The sequence below is a fragment of the Nitrospiraceae bacterium genome (assembly GCA_019637075.1).
Classification (GTDB): domain Bacteria; phylum Nitrospirota; class Nitrospiria; order Nitrospirales; family Nitrospiraceae; genus JAHBWI01.
Window position 1 is genome coordinate 502,470 of sequence record JAHBWI010000002.1, and the last position, 15,550, is coordinate 518,019.

Sequence of the window (15,550 nt, forward strand, 5' to 3'; positions counted from 1 at the left end):
GCATTCTCCTTGCCCTCTCAAATTTCGGCCGACTCACTCGTTCATGTTGGACTTCGGCGTCGAGGAGGAACCAATCATGGCCAAACTATTGATTGCATTCTTGGTGGTGTTGACGGCAGTGCTCATTGCCTATTTTGGCTTAAGCAGTGTTGGATTGGACGTAAAGAGTGCCACCGAACTCGCCGGTATCTTTGGGGTTGCTGTGCCATGGGTTCATTCCTATATGGAAAAAAATTACAAAACCGGTTGGGCTTTCATACCGAAAGAGGTCGTGAGTCTCGAAGGCTTTGCACTGCCCTGGTATTGGATGATTATGTATGGCACGCTCATTGTCACATGTATCACGCAGTTCAGTGCCGGTTTGTCAGGATTGTTTCTTGCGTTCGGAAATATGAACGCTGGTTTGCCCGTTCCTCCACCCGAGCAAGTGCTCGCTCAGACAATGTTCGTGATGATTGCCATTGTGTATCCGTGTATGTTTCTGACCGGATCATGGGTAGGAACTAGAGCCGACAAATACGAAATATACATTGTGCTCGGTATTGCCCTCATTTCGAATCTCGTCGGACATAGTCTTACGCTGTTGCTCATGTCTGAAGGGGATTTTGCGAGCCTCATCGGCGAGAAATCCTTGAGCAACTTCTCAGAAATGATCGGCCTTTCATCCGCCATCCTTGCGCTGTTGGGGTTGCTCGGATATTGGAGGGGACGCCGCAATCGGCTCGCCCGATATCTTCGCTACCTGCTAGGCATGATTGATGACGGCACAAAACGGGCCATCATCGACCTCGCTTATCAGGAGGCGAGAGGCGCTCGCCAACGCCCTTACCCGGTGCATCAAGTTCCGGTACGCGGTCAGGCGCAATTGGCGATGCAGTAAGCTCCTAGTAGACCGAGGTCCCTCAATGCGTATCCACGTGAGCGCCAAGTGCACTGACAGGATCTTCGCCGGCGCCGGCAGAACCAAATACGTCACTTGTCGGATGCCGCGAGGGGAGACTGCCGCGAGAGGGAATCGAGCGAGAATTGTGTAGAAGGGCGGCTCAACCAGGCTTTACAACACAGCGGTTCCTGTGACCATTTGCTCTGCCGCATCCAACAATGGCCGCGAACGGTGAGGATCGAATCACCTGTGGCACCCGACTGTAGCGGCATGAGCTACTGCCACACCGGAAAGATGGCGATGCCATCTCCCCGGTGTGACGACGATAGCTCGTTCCGTTACGGCTTCCTCGTGTAGGTGATCTCGAGCACCTTCGATTCCTTCTGCCCATGGTGCGTGCCGTACATCTCGAAGGTCTGGTTGTTGTCCGCGATCTTCCAGACCGCGCGATGATGCATCTGGCCTCCGCCCGGTTCCGGATGCGAGCCCTTCAGCGTGATGGTTTTGCCGTCGGCTCCGGCCGTGCCTTCCATAATAAAGAGGCCCGTGCCCATGCTGTCCATCCAGGCAGTGACATACTTCTTCTTCATGTTGTCGTAGCCATCGATCCCGATACCGGAGAAGGGCTGCCCCATCATCTGGCCCTGATACTCCTGATAGATGAATCGGCCGTCCATCAGGGTCTTGATCTCGGCGGTTCCCTCCGATTCCATCGCGGGCTTGCCCGGCTCCATCCACTCCTTGGCTTTGGTCGTCCAACTGCCAGCCAGGCTTGCCAGCAATTTGTGCGGCTCGCCGGGCGTGGCCATCTGCTTCCACAGTTCCATCATCGCCTCCTTATCCATGGCCTTGCCGCCCTTCTTCTCCTTGGCCGTGGCGGGAGCCGCCATCAACAACGCACAGAGGCACAGGATCATGGCATATGAGCGTCGCATGGGAACCTCCTTCTCAGAAGCGGCAACCGGATCGGTCGCCGACGTGGTCAACGATAGCCGGTCGCATCGGCCGGCCTTCCTGCATCATGCACTTCGCGAAAATACCGCCAACAGTCCGGTTGCGAACCGTCGACAATCCTCCTTGGCCCCTGCCGGCAGCGCCGCTGTTCCTTCGAGCGGCCTCGTCATGCGCTCCCGGCCTCTTTCACAATCGATCACGACCGACTCATGCCTTAACGGCCGTCGAACGCCCGTCGAATCGCGTTCAAATCCGGCTTTCCCATGGACAGGATGGCCGCCATCACCCGTTCGGACCGAGCCGAGTCCGGATCCCGAATCATCTCGTCCCAGCCCGGAACGATGATCTGCCATGACAGACCGTACTTATCCTTCAACCAGCCGCAGGGGCCCTCTTCTCCACCCTTAGACAGCGAGGCCCACATCTCGTCGATCTCCTGCTGCGTCTCGCATTTCACCATCAAGGACATCGCCTCGGTGAACTTGAAGATCGGGCCGCCGTTGAGGGCGAGATATTCCTGCCCCGCGATTTCGAACGCCACGGTCATCACAGACCCCTTCGGCCTGCCCGACGCCTGCGCGCCGGCCTCTCCATACCTGGTCACAGCGCCGAGCTTGCCGTCCTTGAACAGGGAGACATAAAACTTCGCCGCCTCTTCGGCTTGATCATCGAACCAGAGACAAGTGGCAATCTTTTGCATGACACTCCTCACGCTATCTGCTGATTGTCCAGAATAGTAGGGCCAGGCTGCTCAAAATGGCTGTTCAGCAAGGCCGCAGGGAGAGTCGCGACTGAGAACGTAGCTGGCGGCCATTTTCAGCAGCCTGTTACCCGCCGGCCATCGCGCCGACGACCAGCAACGGCTCCTGCCCCTGCGCCACGGCATCGGGCAACGGCTTGTCGTCCGGCTCGTGGGAGAGATCCTGTTCACAGGCAAAGAACCGGATGAACGGCCGCCGCCGCTTGGTTGCATGGTCGCGGATGGTACCCCGCAGCATCGGAAACCGCGCCTCCAGCGCATCGAGCACCGACCGTTGCGTCACAGGCCCGACCATCTCCAGCGACAGCTCTCCCTCGACCCTCGCCAGCGTTCGCAAATGTTGCGGTAAAATCACGCGCACCATGAAGTAGGCTCCAAACGTCGATCGTATCTCATTGGATCAGAAAGGTATCTCGTGAAGCGTCGCTCGAATTTCGCGAGAGGCAGTGAGCGACTTTTCTTCACGCTTCACGGACAAATCTAACAGTCACAGGTGAAACGTCAGCGTCCGTTTCGGAACAGGCTGCTCAAAATGGCTGTTCAGCAAGGCCGCAGGGAGCGACGCGAATGAGGCGTACCCTCTGGGGTACGTCGCAGTGAGAGTCGCGACTGAGAACGCCGCTGGCGGCCATTTTCGGCAGCCGTCACAGGGTTTGGACCTCGACGGAAAGAACCCCCGGCAAATTACCCACAATCGGCGCCCAACTGTCGCCACCATTTGCCGACGCATACACCTGGCCCCCGGTCGTCCCGAAGTAGATGCCGCAGGGATCGCAGGAATCCACCGCCATCGCGTCGCGGAGAATGTTCACGTAGCAATGTTCCTGCGGCAGGCCTTTGGTCAGCGCCTCCCATTCGTTGCCCCCGGTCTTGCTGCGGTAGACGCGCAGCTTTCCGTCCGGCGGATAATGCTCGGAGTCGCTCTTGATCGGCACGACGTACACCGTCTCAGGCTCATGGGCATGCACGGCGACGGGAAATCCGAAATCGGTCGGCAAATTCCCGCTGACCTCGTGCCAGGAATCGCCGCCGTTGTCGCTGCGCATGACATCCCAATGTTTCTGCATGAACAGCACATTCGGACGGGACGGATGCATGGTGATGCGATGGACGCAATGGCCGACTTCCGCATCCGGGTCCGGCAACTCGTATTTGGAGAGCAAACCCTTGTTCGTCGGCTTCCAGCTCTGCCCGCCGTCCTCGCTGCGAAACGTACCGGCCGCCGAAATCGCCACGAACATGCGGTTCGGTTGCCGTTGATCGAGCAGGATCGTATGCAGACACATGCCGCCGGCGCCGGGCTGCCAGAGCTTTCCCTTGGCGCTGCGCAACCCGGCCAGTTCCTTCCAGGTTCGCCCCCCGTCCGTCGATTTGAACAGCGCCGCGTCCTCGACGCCGGCATAGACCGTGTCGGGCTCCGTGGGGGATGGCTCCAGGTGCCAGACACGTTTGAACTCCCAGGGACGCTGTGTGCCGTCGTAATGCTGGTGCGTCGTGAGCGGCTTGCCGGTTTCCGCGGACTGGTCGTAGAGGAACATGTTGCTCTCGCCCTTCGGCATGCCGTCTGGCCCCATCAGATCCTCGGGTTTCGTCCCCGGAGGATTCCAGGTCTTCCCGCCGTCGTCCGACCGTTGAATCACCTGCCCGAACCAACTACTCGTCTGGGACGCATAGAGCCGATCGGGGTCGGCGGGCGAACCGGTCAGGTGATAAATTTCCCACCCACCCCACAGGGGCCCCTGCACGTCCCACTTCTTGCGTGTTCCATCCGAGGACAAAACGAACGCTCCCTTTTTCGTTCCCACCAACACTCGTACGCCGCTCATATCAGGCTCCTTCCTCTTTGAAGTCGTATCTCGTCGTTCGAGATTCGTAGCTCGTGTTTCCCAAGAGGCAGTGAGCGAGTTTTCTTCACGCTTCATGGCAAACCCGTCACTTCACGCACCGGCCGGACTTCCACTGTTCCGATGGTCGCTCCAGGCACGCGGGCCGCGATCGACACGGCTTCTGCGTGATCCTTCGCTTCGATCAAGAAGTATCCCGCCATCTGCTCGCGCGTTTCGATAAACGGCCCGTCCGTGACCACCGCCTTGCCATCCTTCACCCGGACTAATGTCGCCGTCGCAGCCGGATGCACCGGCGAGGCGTGCACATACTGCCCCTGCTTATCCAACTGGTGGCAAAGCCCGATGGAGTCCGACAGCAACGAGCGCTTTCGCCCCTCGTCGAATTGTTCAAACACCGTTTCGTCGTGATGCACCAACAGGATAAATTTCATCGTTGGCTCCCATGCCGTTCGGCTGAATCAGCGATCAGGCGCAACCATCTTCCTTGATGGGCCGGACCTCGATGCTGCCGTATTTCGCGCCGGGGAATTTCGCCGCGATCCGCAAGGCGTCGTTCAGATCTCGCACATCGATCAGCAAATACCCCCCGAGTTGCTCCTTCGTTTCAGCAAACGGCCCGTCGGTCGTCGAGACCTTGCCGTTGCGGACACGAACGGTGGTTGCCGTTTCTACCGGATACAACGGCGACGCCGACAGCATTTCGCCCTGCTTCGCCAGCGCGTCGCAATAGGCCATCGCCTCATCCGACAGCAATTTCCGTTCAGCCTCCGACATGGCCTGCAGATCTTTTTCTTGCATATACACCAGGCACAGGTATTTCATTTTCCCCTCCCTCTTGCAGAACGGACACTAGAAGCCTGCCTAGGCCTTCCGCTGCATCGGCTCCCACAAGGCGAAGGTATTGCCTTCCGTGTCCTCGCAGACGGCGAAGTAGCCCATGCCCGGCACTTCAGTCTTCGCCTTGCACACCGAGCCGCCGAGCTTCTCGACTTTCGCCACGGCCCGGTTCACCGACGGCACCGCCACATAATTGGTGATGCCTTGCCCCGGATGCATGCGCGGCATCAATCCGCCGTCCGGCGAAGCATCCTTTCCTGCGGTGTCGATATGCCAGTAATCATTGATCGCTGCCGGAATCTTCGCAAAGGTCCACCCGAAGAGCCCGCCGTAAAATTTCTTGGCCCGCGCGATATCATCGGCCGGCACCTCAAACCAGCAGATACTGGCCGGAATTTTTGTGGTCGGTTTCTTTCGCTGTTGCTTCGGCTTCGCCATGGCATCCTCCCCCCGGTTATGACCTCGTGACGTTCCTTGGCATGCTCACCCGTTTCACAAGATAGTCGTCGGCCAAGGCCGAAATCGACAAGGCTCGATTATTTTTCGATAAATAATCGTCTTCCTCGATTGTTCAATAGGTTATGCAACCGCTCAAGCTGCATTAGGCACGGCGGCCGGCCAGTTCCAGCAGCCGGCGCTCGAGAAACCGCCGCTCCGGTTCCTGTTGGGTCAGGCTGAGGGCCCGTTCGTATGAGCGGCTGGCCTCCTCGACCTGTCCCAACCGTCGGCACAGGTCCGCCTTTGCCGCATGGGCCAGGTGGTAGCTCGTCAGTTCCCCTCGCGCGAGCAGTCCCTCTATGAGGGCCAATCCGGCCGCAGGACCGTCACGCATGGCGACTGCCACGGCGCGGTTGAGTTCGACGATCGGAGACGGCTCGGCCTGGAGGAGCAAATCATACAGACCGACGATGCGCCCCCAATCCGTGGCGGCAGCAGTCGGCGCTTGGGCATGGGTTGAGGCGATGGCCGATTGAATGCTGTAGGGACCCACTTCTCCCATCGACAGCGCCCGCTGCACGAGCGCCGTCCCCTCGGCGATTTGGTCCCGATTCCACCGCGTTCGATCCTGGTCCTCGAGCAGAATCACGTCACCCGATTCGGACGCACGCGCATCGCGCCGCGAATCCTGCAGGAGCAGGAGGGCGAGCAATCCGATGGCCTCCGGATCCGGAAGGAGTTGCACCAGCACCCGTGCGAGGCGAATGGCCTCTCCTGAGAGATCGTGTCGGGTCAGGGCGTCCCCGGAGGAAGCCGAATAGCCCTCGTTGAAGACGAGGTAGACGACGCGCAAGACCGCGTCCAATCGCCCCGGCAACTCCTCTTGCGGAGGCACTTCATAGGGGATGCGCGCGTCGCGAATTTTGCCCTTGGCCCGCACGATCCGTTGGGCAATGGTCGCCGGTTTCGTGAGGAACGCCCGCGCGATCTCTTCGGTCGTGAGCCCGCAGACCTCCCGCATGGTCATCGCGATCTGCGCTTCCGGCGTCAAGGCCGGGTGGCAGCAGGTAAAAATCAGCCGCAGTCGGTCGTCTTCCACCGACGGCCCGTCGGGAGCTTCCATGTCGAAACCGGCCGTGGCGGATTCGAGTTGCCTGGCAAGGTCTTCTAGGGAAGCGTCGAAGCGGGCACGGCGTCTCATGGCGTCGATGGCTTTGAAACGGCCGGTGGAGACCAGCCAGGCGCGGGGGTTCGCCGGAATGCCGTCCCTGTCCCATTGCTCGACGGCGACCGTAAAGGCCTCGTGCAGCGCTTCTTCTGCCGCATCGAAATCGCCGAGCAGACGAATCAGCGTCGCGAGGACTTGCCGCGATTCCTCACGATAAATCGCTTCGACACGATCACGCACCTGGCCTGCGGGATCTTGGCTCATGATGTGATACTGCCTCTCGCAGGGGGAGAAAGGCCGACGTGCCCGTTCAGTCCCTAGACGCCATTCGTCCGAGGAACAAGCCACATGGATAGCACGGGGCGCAGGGAAAGTCAGTACGGACGAGGCAGAACCAAAATGGTGGGATACATCGCGCTCCGGGCGGAACCTCCCTGCCGCTGAATCTCATGCAATACAAACCTTATCGACAGCGATACAGCCATGGCATTGACGTCTCCCATTCGATGGACATCCCCGTCGAATCGCAGTCCTGCCGATCGTCGTCTCACATGATGGGACTATGTCGCATACGGAACGACAGCATCGGCGTGAATTCCGTGCCCGGAGAGCACACCGAACGATCTCTCGGTCTCATGACACGAATCTTCGGACTCACGGAAGCCGGCACGACCCGATTCACCTCAGCCCGCGCACCGGCCGCGATAGGCCGGCGCGTTGCCATCATGGGCCCGCTGCGGCAGGATCTTCGGACGGTCTGAGAGAAGCTGAGCGAGGCCGGACTCGGCCGCATCTGATGACCCGAGCCGAAACGGCTCCGCCCAATCCCCTGAGAAGAAAACCGAACAGCCGGGCGCGCAGAAGCGACGCCCGGCTGTCGACTACCGGCCTCCGATCGCCGTCGGAGCATCGAGCGCATGCCGGCCACCTTCGGGACCGCTATGCCTCGCCTTTTCTCAGAACTTATTCGGGAACTGCGCGGCCAGACCATCGGTGAGCGCATCCGCCACCACATAGATGTGGGACTTCATGCCGCGCCACGTCTCCGCCTCCCGCACATAATCCGCGTCCTTCAGCTGCTGGAACTGCGTCAGGTGATGGGCGGCATGGGCCGTCAGCAGGCTCATGACCGTGTCCTTGGGCCAGTTCGGATTGGCACCGCTCAAGAATGCGGAAATTTCTCCTGCGTTCGACGTCAAGTGTTTCACCGCAAGATCTTGCCCGGCCGCATCGCCTGCCGCGGTCGCATCCAGGTGCTCGCGGACCGCGCCGTAGTGACCGGCCAGCAGCGTGAAGAGCTTGTCCGACGCAGGCTTTCCATAGAACGGCTCGATGGAGCCGGCGATCTGTTGGGCGTTCGCCACCACCGTCTGTTCGGCCGCCTCACGGGCCGATGCGTTCTTGTCCATCGTCGCCACCGCGACGTTTCGGATCGAGACGATATGACCCAGCCAAAGGTCGCGCAGCGCCGCCTTGGTTTCGGTCACCTTCGCGGATTTGGCAGCAGCCGCTGCTCCGGAAGACGCCGACGCTCCCCCGGTGGTCGAGCAGGCAGCCGTGGAAAGCACAAACAGAGACAGGGCCCCAACGAGCAATTGAGTACGCATGGCACACACCCCTTGTGGTTGAACGACACAGCCAATAAAACGACGGCTGCTCCGCCTGCCTCACGCGGAAGACCGCAAGCAGGAGCGCGCTCATCGGGTCGGCACAAGGCCGACTGTTGCACTGGTCGGCAAGCATAGGGAACGGGTGCGGGATTGTCTGTTAGCGGGATAACAAGGGAAGAAAAAGACCGGCCTGAGGACTACAGGCGCGCGGGAGTCTTGTCGGAGGCCGCCGTGATGCGTTCCAACCCGGCCCGCTTGACGAGCAGCGTGTTCTTCCGGTCGTAGGACACCACGCCCTGTTCGCGTAGCTGGTTGAGCAGAGTCGAAACCACCTCTCGCCGGGCCCCGATCATTTGCGCCAGCTCGTCCTGACGGAAGTAATGGGTCAACCGTACCCACTCGCCTTCGGCTTCCCCGAAGTCTTCAGCCAACCGGCCCAGGGTTCGAGCCAGGCGATCCATGGTCGTGCCGAACGACAGAGTCTGGATCTGTTCGTACGCCGCGGAGAGCTGCTGCGCCACGTTGGAGAGAAACAACATGAAGGCCGGCCGGTTGGTCTGGAGATGCGCGATGAATTCCTCGAAGCCGAGTTCCACCACGTCGCAGTCTTCCATCGCCACGGCCTGCTCGCGCCGCTCGCCCGTACAGTGGCAGAGTTCGCCGAACACGTCGCCGGCTTGATGGAGGCGCAGGATCAGTTCGCGGCCGTCTTCGGTCAATGACGTCAGCTTTACCAAGCCCTGCCGAAGAAAAAACACGCTTTGGGCCGACTCGCCGAGTCCGTAGACGAGTTCACCCTTGGCAACCAGATGGCCTGGACGGTTCGTGAGTTGATCGCAGAGTTTTCCGCGAAAGCAGCCCGAGAGGGCCTCACAATGCCGATGGTCGCCGAAATTCATCGCCGTGTAGATCATAGCCACCTCGTGAGTGGAGATTGTACCGGGGGGACGGGCAAATAACCACCCCCTTGGGAGGCCAGACGACCGCACCGACTTACGGCCCGACGGTCTTTCGCTCTTGATCAGCCAACCCTTCCAGGTGGGAATCCCCGCAGCTCGCCAATGTCCCAGGTCCCTGGGGGAGGATTCATGGAGCCGTCGCCAGGGTATAGAGGCGGCCGAGATCGAACATCACCTGGAGGCCGAAGGTCGGCCCGCTGTCGGTGCCGCCCAGCCAGTCATTCCAGGTTTCCACGACCCCGTAGGGAAAGCGGAGGGCGATGGAGCCGAAACGCCGCTCGACCGCATGGCCCCCGAGTGTGGTAAACAGGCCCGAATCGATGGTGGCGGCAAACTCCAATTCCCAGTCAGGTCTTGCAGCCCCATCCCCATAGGCGGCGAAGGAAATCGAGGCCTGTCCCAGCCAGGAATGGTCCGCGATGACGGCATCCCCATAGGCCGCTCCGCCGAACAGCCGCCCGTACCGACCCATCGCCGAGAAGCGCACATAGCGGGACAGCGTCTCGAGCAGATCGCTCTTGCCGACCAGCGGCTCCAACGCTCGTGCCGCCGAGAGTCGGCGAAGGCCCACCCCTGCTGAGGCTTCGTGGTAGAGAGAGCCCGTCGAGAATCCCAGCCCCGCGAAGCCTGCGGAAGGTTGACCCAGCAGCGTAAACCAACGGGTCAAGGAGCCATCGACCATGAAATCCGGCTCCTCGCGATGTCTCCCAATCGGGACAGATTCATTGCGGAGCAGTGGATGTGCGAACCCGTTCTGCAGCGACCTCGTCGGCTCCGGATAGGTCGATCCGGCTCCGACACTGAAATTGGCGACCCAGTCGGTTGCCGCGCGCAACGGCTGATTCCAGATCAGCGTGGCAAAATTGAATCCCGCCGTTTCGTTGGCGTTCCCGAATCGCTTGCCGTCGTGCGTCAGCTCGGTGAACCGATTGAACGTCGCCCCTCCCAGCAGATGCGGCTCCGAATCAGGATAGCCGATTGCGCCCCAATGCACGCTGGGAGCGATGGCGTCGGCGCGCGCCGACGTCACCTGCGAGGCGTTGACCAGCAGGATAGCGAGGGCGATCCATCGCAGCACGCCTGCCATACGTTTTGCGCACAGATGCCTCATTCCAGTTCCCATCCATCCGGCAGTCCCATCGCACTCCGATCGCGCAATCATTCGGCTTCATCTCGCCCCTTCCACCGGCAACACCAGCTCTGCCTCGCCTGAACCGAGACCATCACCCCTTGCCGACCTCCACCGACCGCCCGGGCTTTTGCTGAGCGACGTCCTCCGGGGACCACCCGCCCCCCAACGCCTTATAGAGCTGAATCACCGACACAAGATGGAGCCGGTGCGTACTCGTCAGCGAGAGCTCCGCATCGAACAGGTTCCGCTGCGCGATCAGGACATCCAGATAATTCGCCAGCCCACCTTTATAACGAAGCGTCGCGAGCCGCAGGGCTGACCGCAAGGCCTCGACTTGTACCGCTTGCGCGCCACGCTGATCCCGCGCCGTGCGCACCGCAACCAGCGCGTCCTCCACCTCGCGAAACGCAACGAGGATGGATTGCTCATACTGCGCCAAGGCCTGGCGCATCTGTGCCTCGACCGCCTCCTGCTGAAATCCCAGGACTTGCGCATTCAGCAATGGCCCCGCCACGCTCGGCCCCGCCACCCCGAAGGCTGTTTCGTTCGCCGCCAATCGCGAGAGTTGCGGGCTGGCGACACCAAGGATGCCGGTGATGCTCAGCTTGGGAAAGCGATCCGCCTTCGCCACCCCGATGCGCGCAGTCGCCGCAGCTAATTCCTGCTCGGCCTGTACGAGATCCGGTCTCCGCTGCAACAGCTCCGAAGGAAGTCCGGCCGGAATGTCGGGGGGCAGGGCCTGCTCGGTCAGCGACTGGCCCCGCGCAATCGAGCCGGGATTCCGTCCAAGCAGCACGCTCAGTTGGTTTTCCTTCTGCACCGTCTGCCTGGTGAGCTCCGCCACCCGTGCCGCCGCATTGGCCCGCTCGGCCTCGAACTGGTCTGCGTCGATCTTCGAGATCATGCCCTGCCGCAGCCGCGCTTGGGCGATCCGGACGGATTCCTCCCAGGAAGCCAACGTCCGCGTCGCCACATCGAGCTGCATGTCGAATTGCCGCAGATCGAAATAGGCCTCCGCCACACCGCTGACGAGTTGGAGCACCACGGCCCGCCTCGCTTCTTCGCGCGCCAACAGATCGCCGCGCGCGGCCTCGTTGGAACGTCGGATGCGGCCCCAGATGTCGAGTTCCCACGACAAGTTCCCCTGCAGGTAATAATTGAAGGGATTGGGGAAGCCGGGAAACAGAAACTGCGCCTTGCGCCCGAACGCCGGCGCGTTCCCGGTCACGTCGGCCTTCGGCGCGAAATCCATCTTGGCCACGAACAGCCGCGCTTGAAACTCCTCCACCGACGCCACGGCTCGCGTGAGATCCTTGTTGCCCTCCAGCGCGGTCCGTATCAAACGTTGGAGTTCCTGATCCTTGAGCAGATTCCACCAGGGCAGATTGGCGAAGGACTCTGTATCCTTCACGGCCGTCGCCTCCTTGAACGAGGCCGGCGTCGTGACATCCGGGCGCTTGTAGTCAGGCCCGACGGCGCATCCGGCCGATACAAGGCCCGCCGCTAAAAATCCCAAGACTGTTCGCGTGATCTCAGAACTCATGTTCGCCCCCTTGAAACCGGCGGCTCCGTCTCGCCCCTGTGATCTCATCCACCATATGCCCTGTGCAGCAGCCTTTGGCGATGAACACCGCGCCCTGCTGCCACATGCGATTCAAGAGTGTCCGCCCTTCCTCGGCGATGAAGGTCACGCCGGTCAAATCGATTTCAGGCGGCACCGGCGTCGAAGGTCGCACCGTCTGCCAAGCCTGCTCCAGTTCATACACCCATGGCCCGGTCAACCGGCCTTCCAACGTGAGTCGGGCCGAGCCGTTGGTCTTGTGCGTTGAGATCTTCAGCATGGTCCGATGTCTCGTCGTCTCCGTCTTGTTCCGTCCGTTACGCCTTCGCAGGCGCAAGCACGAGATCCTGCGACTCGACCGCTTCCGCCTCACGCTGCGGCTCCCGCTGGGCCGCGATCACTGAGTAGAAGACCGGCACGACGAACAACGTAAACAGCGTGCCGACGGTCATCCCCGTCACCAGCACCATCCCGATACTGTTCCTGGCGGCGGCGCCCGGTCCCGACACCAACACCAACGGCAAGTGCCCGAACACCGTGGCGGCCGAGGTCATCAACACGGGACGCAGACGCGTCAGCGCCGCTTCGCGCAGCGCCGCCATTTTCGGCAGACCGCGCTCCTGCAGGGTGTTGGCGAACTCCACGATCAGGATGCCGTTCTTCGCGATCAACCCCACCAGCGTAATCAGACCCACCTGCGAATAGATGTTGATGGTGGTCAGGTCCAGGAAGCTGAATACCAACGCGCCCGAAATCGCGAGGGGCACCGACCCCAAGAGCACGATCAACGGATCACGGAAGCTCTGGAATTGGGCCGCCAGCACCAGATAAATGAGTACGACGGCAAACCCGAGTGTGACGGTCAAGGCCGAGCCCTCGTGACGGATTTGCCGCGACTCGCCGGCATAGTCGATCGCCACGCGCGGACCGGTTGCCGCCGCCGCGGCTTCCTCGAGCACCCGCAGTCCCTCTTCCTTGGTGATGCCCGGCTTCACCCCGCCGAATACCTTGACGGCGTTGCGCTGCTGGAATCGATTCAGCGTCCGCGGCGCGGTGCTGGTTTCGATGTGCGTGAACGTCGAGACCGGCACGAGTTGCCCGCCCGCCGTCTTGATCTTCAGATCGAGCAGGGGATCGAGCGTGGCTCGGTCCTTGTCGTCGATCTGCGGAATCACCTTGTAGCTGCGATCGTAGAAGTTGAACCGATTGACGTAGGCCCCGCCGAGCATCGTGCCCAATTCCCGACCGACTCCGGCCAGATCGAGCCCCAGGTCCGCCAATCGTTCGCGATCCAACACGACCCGCGCCTCCGGCAGGTCCACCTTCAGGTCGGTGTCCACGTACAGGAACTTGCCGCTCCGCCATCCGGCTCCGAGCACGGCCCCCACGGTCTCGAGCAGTTGCTCGGCCGGCGCTTCGCTCTCGAGGATCAATTCGACATCGTACTGGCCCGGCGTGGGCAAGGGCGGATCCAATCGAGGGAACACCCGAAGCCCCGGGATCTGCGAGATCGCTCCGTAGACCTCCCCATACATCAGCTCGGTCGAGCGGGTCCGCTCGCGCCAATCCTTGGCCACCAAGCCGCCGAACCCACCCCACGACGAAGTGAGCGACCACATGAACCGAGCCTCGGGAAACGAGGTGACGGCCTGAACCACGTTCAACGAATCCTGGTTCGTGGCGGCCACGGTCGAATCGGGTGACGCTTCCATGAACAGGCTGATGTGGCTCTGATCTTCCACCGGCGCCAGTTCCTGACGCGAGAACTGGTAGAGGGGCCAGGCCGCCAGCATAATGAGCAACGACACCGCCACAATCGCCCACCGGATTTCCAAGGCGCCGTCGAGCAGATGGGCATAGACCCGCCGCACGCCGTCGAACGCGTGATTGACCAGCCGCGTCAGACGCCCTCCTTGGCCTTCCAAATGGACGAAGCGCGAACTCATCACCGGAGACAGTGTGACGGCCACGACACCGGACAGCACGACCGCCGCCGCGAGCGTCATGGCGAACTCGAGAAACAACGAACCGGTCAGGCCGCCCTGAAAGCCGATCGGCGCATAGACCGTCGCCAGCGTGATCGTCATTGCAATGATCGGCCCCACCAGTTCGCGCGCGCCGACCAGCGCGGCCTGCAGCCTCGTCTTCCCTTCCCGCACATGCCGCTCGACATTCTCCACGACCACGATGGCGTCATCGACCACCAGCCCCACCGCCAACACGATCGCCAGGATCGTCAGGAGATTGAGGCTGAAGCCGAACGCATACATGAACAGCGCGGCGCCGATCAGGGACACGGGCATGGCCACGAGGGGCACCAACGCCGTCCGCAGCGAGCCCATGAAGAGGAAGACCACCGTGGCGACGATCAGGATCGTTTCGCCGAGCGTCTTGGTGATCTCGGCCAACGCGCTCCGCATGAACATGGTGCCGTCCCACACCAACTGCATTTCGATGTCCTTGGGCAACGTCGGGCGGATGCGCTCCATTTCGTCCCGCAACCGATGGGCCACGTCGATCTCGTTGGCGCCGGGCACCGGCCAGATGCCGAGATAGACTCCTTCCATCCGGCTATACTTGGCCACCATCTCGGCCTCTTCCGCTCCGCGCTCGACCCGCGCCACGTCCTTGAGGCGAATGATCGCGCCCCCGCGTTCCGAGACGATGAGTTCCTCGAATTCCTCGGTGGAACGCAGGTCGGTATTGGCGAGCAAGTTGACCTGCACGAGATTGCCCTTGGTCCGACCGACCGCGGCGAGGTAATTGTTGCGGCGCAGGGCCCCCTGCACGTCGCCGGGGGACAGGTTGAACGCGGCGAGCCGATCCGGATCGATCCAGACACGCATCGCGATCTGGCGGCCACCCTCGATCGTCACACGCTGCACACCCGACAACGTTGCGAACTGCGGTTGCAGGCTCCGCAACAGCCAGTCGGTCACGGCCGGCACACTCCGTTCATCGGACGTAAAGCTCAGATAGAACGACGCGTAGGGCCGGTCGGCTCGTTGCACCTCGATCGCCGGCGGCTCCGCTTCGGCCGGCAGTTCCGACCGAACCTGTTGCAGCCGCGCGGTCACTTCCGCCAGGGCGGCCGTGCTGTTGTGATTCAGCTTGAGATGCACGGTGACGGTGCTCAAGCCGGCCCGGCTGGTCGAGTCGACGTAATCCACGCCGCTGATGGCGGATACGACACGTTCGATCGGTGTCGTCAGAAAGCCCCGCACGGTCTCGGCGCTGGCGCCGTAGTAGACGGTCGTGATGATGACTGAGGAACTCTCGATCTTCGGATATTGCTGCACCGGCAGCGTCGTGAGGGCCCGCCAACCGACGAGCACGAGCACGAGGTTGACGACGATCGCCAACACGGGGTGCTTGATGAAGATATCGGTGAGCGATCGCAT

Annotated in this window: 15 protein-coding genes; 1 reads left to right on the plus strand and 14 read right to left on the minus strand. The window is 61.6% G+C overall.

Annotated features, from left to right (window positions below):
• The first annotated feature begins 76 nt into the window (after nucleotides 1–76).
• Nucleotides 77–880, plus strand: a complete 804-nt coding sequence (locus KF814_06625) for a hypothetical protein (protein ID MBX3235807.1) — start codon at nucleotides 77–79, stop codon at nucleotides 878–880.
• Nucleotides 881–1,221: 341 nt separating this feature from the next.
• Here KF814_06625 and KF814_06630 read toward each other — a convergent pair whose 3' ends face one another.
• The 14 genes from KF814_06630 to KF814_06695 form a co-directional block, all read right to left on the minus strand.
• A complete protein-coding gene (locus KF814_06630) occupies nucleotides 1,222–1,818 on the minus strand; it encodes a DUF1579 domain-containing protein (GenBank protein ID MBX3235808.1) in 597 nt (198 codons plus the stop codon).
• A gap of 233 nt (nucleotides 1,819–2,051) precedes the next feature.
• Entirely contained in the window at nucleotides 2,052–2,537 is a 486-nt protein-coding gene (locus KF814_06635) for a VOC family protein (protein ID MBX3235809.1), read from the minus strand.
• Between the two features lie 127 nt (nucleotides 2,538–2,664).
• A complete protein-coding gene (locus tag KF814_06640) occupies nucleotides 2,665–2,961 on the minus strand; it encodes a MoaD/ThiS family protein (protein ID MBX3235810.1) in 297 nt (98 codons plus the stop codon).
• A gap of 280 nt (nucleotides 2,962–3,241) precedes the next feature.
• Entirely contained in the window at nucleotides 3,242–4,423 is a 1,182-nt protein-coding gene (locus KF814_06645) for an exo-alpha-sialidase (protein ID MBX3235811.1), read from the minus strand.
• 92 nt (nucleotides 4,424–4,515) lie between these two features.
• A complete protein-coding gene (locus KF814_06650) occupies nucleotides 4,516–4,875 on the minus strand; it encodes a YciI family protein (GenBank protein MBX3235812.1) in 360 nt (119 codons plus the stop codon).
• 34 nt (nucleotides 4,876–4,909) lie between these two features.
• Nucleotides 4,910–5,266 carry a YciI family protein gene (locus KF814_06655; protein ID MBX3235813.1) on the minus strand — a complete coding sequence of 119 codons (357 nt, stop codon included), beginning with the start codon at nucleotides 5,264–5,266 and terminating at the stop codon, nucleotides 4,910–4,912.
• A 39-nt stretch (nucleotides 5,267–5,305) separates the two neighbouring features.
• Nucleotides 5,306–5,719 carry a VOC family protein gene (locus KF814_06660; GenBank protein ID MBX3235814.1) on the minus strand — a complete coding sequence of 138 codons (414 nt, stop codon included), beginning with the start codon at nucleotides 5,717–5,719 and terminating at the stop codon, nucleotides 5,306–5,308.
• A gap of 163 nt (nucleotides 5,720–5,882) precedes the next feature.
• Entirely contained in the window at nucleotides 5,883–7,151 is a 1,269-nt protein-coding gene (locus KF814_06665; GenBank protein ID MBX3235815.1) for an RNA polymerase sigma factor, read from the minus strand.
• A gap of 692 nt (nucleotides 7,152–7,843) precedes the next feature.
• Complete coding sequence (locus KF814_06670) at nucleotides 7,844–8,494, minus strand: hypothetical protein (GenBank protein ID MBX3235816.1); 651 nt, start codon at nucleotides 8,492–8,494, stop codon at nucleotides 7,844–7,846.
• Between the two features lie 200 nt (nucleotides 8,495–8,694).
• Nucleotides 8,695–9,411 (minus strand): Crp/Fnr family transcriptional regulator, encoded by a 717-nt coding sequence (locus tag KF814_06675; protein ID MBX3235817.1) that lies wholly within the window; start codon nucleotides 9,409–9,411, stop codon nucleotides 8,695–8,697.
• A gap of 172 nt (nucleotides 9,412–9,583) precedes the next feature.
• Nucleotides 9,584–10,567 (minus strand): hypothetical protein, encoded by a 984-nt coding sequence (locus tag KF814_06680; protein ID MBX3235818.1) that lies wholly within the window; start codon nucleotides 10,565–10,567, stop codon nucleotides 9,584–9,586.
• Between the two features lie 112 nt (nucleotides 10,568–10,679).
• Nucleotides 10,680–12,131 (minus strand): efflux transporter outer membrane subunit, encoded by a 1,452-nt coding sequence (locus KF814_06685; GenBank protein ID MBX3235819.1) that lies wholly within the window; start codon nucleotides 12,129–12,131, stop codon nucleotides 10,680–10,682.
• A complete protein-coding gene (locus KF814_06690; protein ID MBX3235820.1) occupies nucleotides 12,121–12,429 on the minus strand; it encodes a hypothetical protein in 309 nt (102 codons plus the stop codon). The genes KF814_06685 and KF814_06690 overlap by 11 nt, the downstream gene beginning before the upstream one ends.
• A 37-nt stretch (nucleotides 12,430–12,466) precedes the next feature.
• Nucleotides 12,467–15,550 carry an efflux RND transporter permease subunit gene (locus KF814_06695; protein MBX3235821.1) on the minus strand — a complete coding sequence of 1,028 codons (3,084 nt, stop codon included), beginning with the start codon at nucleotides 15,548–15,550 and terminating at the stop codon, nucleotides 12,467–12,469.

Coding starts and splice junctions, on each gene's coding strand:
- KF814_06690 (MBX3235820.1), bottom strand. CDS start 12,429: ATGCTGAAGATCTCAACGCACAAGACCAACGGCTCGGCCCGACTCACG.
- KF814_06655 (MBX3235813.1), bottom strand. CDS start 5,266: ATGAAATACCTGTGCCTGGTGTATATGCAAGAAAAAGATCTGCAGGCC.
- KF814_06645 (MBX3235811.1), bottom strand. CDS start 4,423: ATGAGCGGCGTACGAGTGTTGGTGGGAACGAAAAAGGGAGCGTTCGTT.
- KF814_06625 (MBX3235807.1), top strand. CDS start 77: ATGGCCAAACTATTGATTGCATTCTTGGTGGTGTTGACGGCAGTGCTC.
- KF814_06635 (MBX3235809.1), bottom strand. CDS start 2,537: ATGCAAAAGATTGCCACTTGTCTCTGGTTCGATGATCAAGCCGAAGAG.
- KF814_06650 (MBX3235812.1), bottom strand. CDS start 4,875: ATGAAATTTATCCTGTTGGTGCATCACGACGAAACGGTGTTTGAACAA.
- KF814_06675 (MBX3235817.1), bottom strand. CDS start 9,411: ATGATCTACACGGCGATGAATTTCGGCGACCATCGGCATTGTGAGGCC.
- KF814_06640 (MBX3235810.1), bottom strand. CDS start 2,961: ATGGTGCGCGTGATTTTACCGCAACATTTGCGAACGCTGGCGAGGGTC.
- KF814_06670 (MBX3235816.1), bottom strand. CDS start 8,494: ATGCGTACTCAATTGCTCGTTGGGGCCCTGTCTCTGTTTGTGCTTTCC.
- KF814_06660 (MBX3235814.1), bottom strand. CDS start 5,719: ATGGCGAAGCCGAAGCAACAGCGAAAGAAACCGACCACAAAAATTCCG.
- KF814_06665 (MBX3235815.1), bottom strand. CDS start 7,151: ATGAGCCAAGATCCCGCAGGCCAGGTGCGTGATCGTGTCGAAGCGATT.
- KF814_06630 (MBX3235808.1), bottom strand. CDS start 1,818: ATGCGACGCTCATATGCCATGATCCTGTGCCTCTGTGCGTTGTTGATG.
- KF814_06685 (MBX3235819.1), bottom strand. CDS start 12,131: ATGAGTTCTGAGATCACGCGAACAGTCTTGGGATTTTTAGCGGCGGGC.
- KF814_06680 (MBX3235818.1), bottom strand. CDS start 10,567: ATGAGGCATCTGTGCGCAAAACGTATGGCAGGCGTGCTGCGATGGATC.
- KF814_06695 (MBX3235821.1), bottom strand. CDS start 15,550: ATGCGATCGCTCACCGATATCTTCATCAAGCACCCCGTGTTGGCGATC.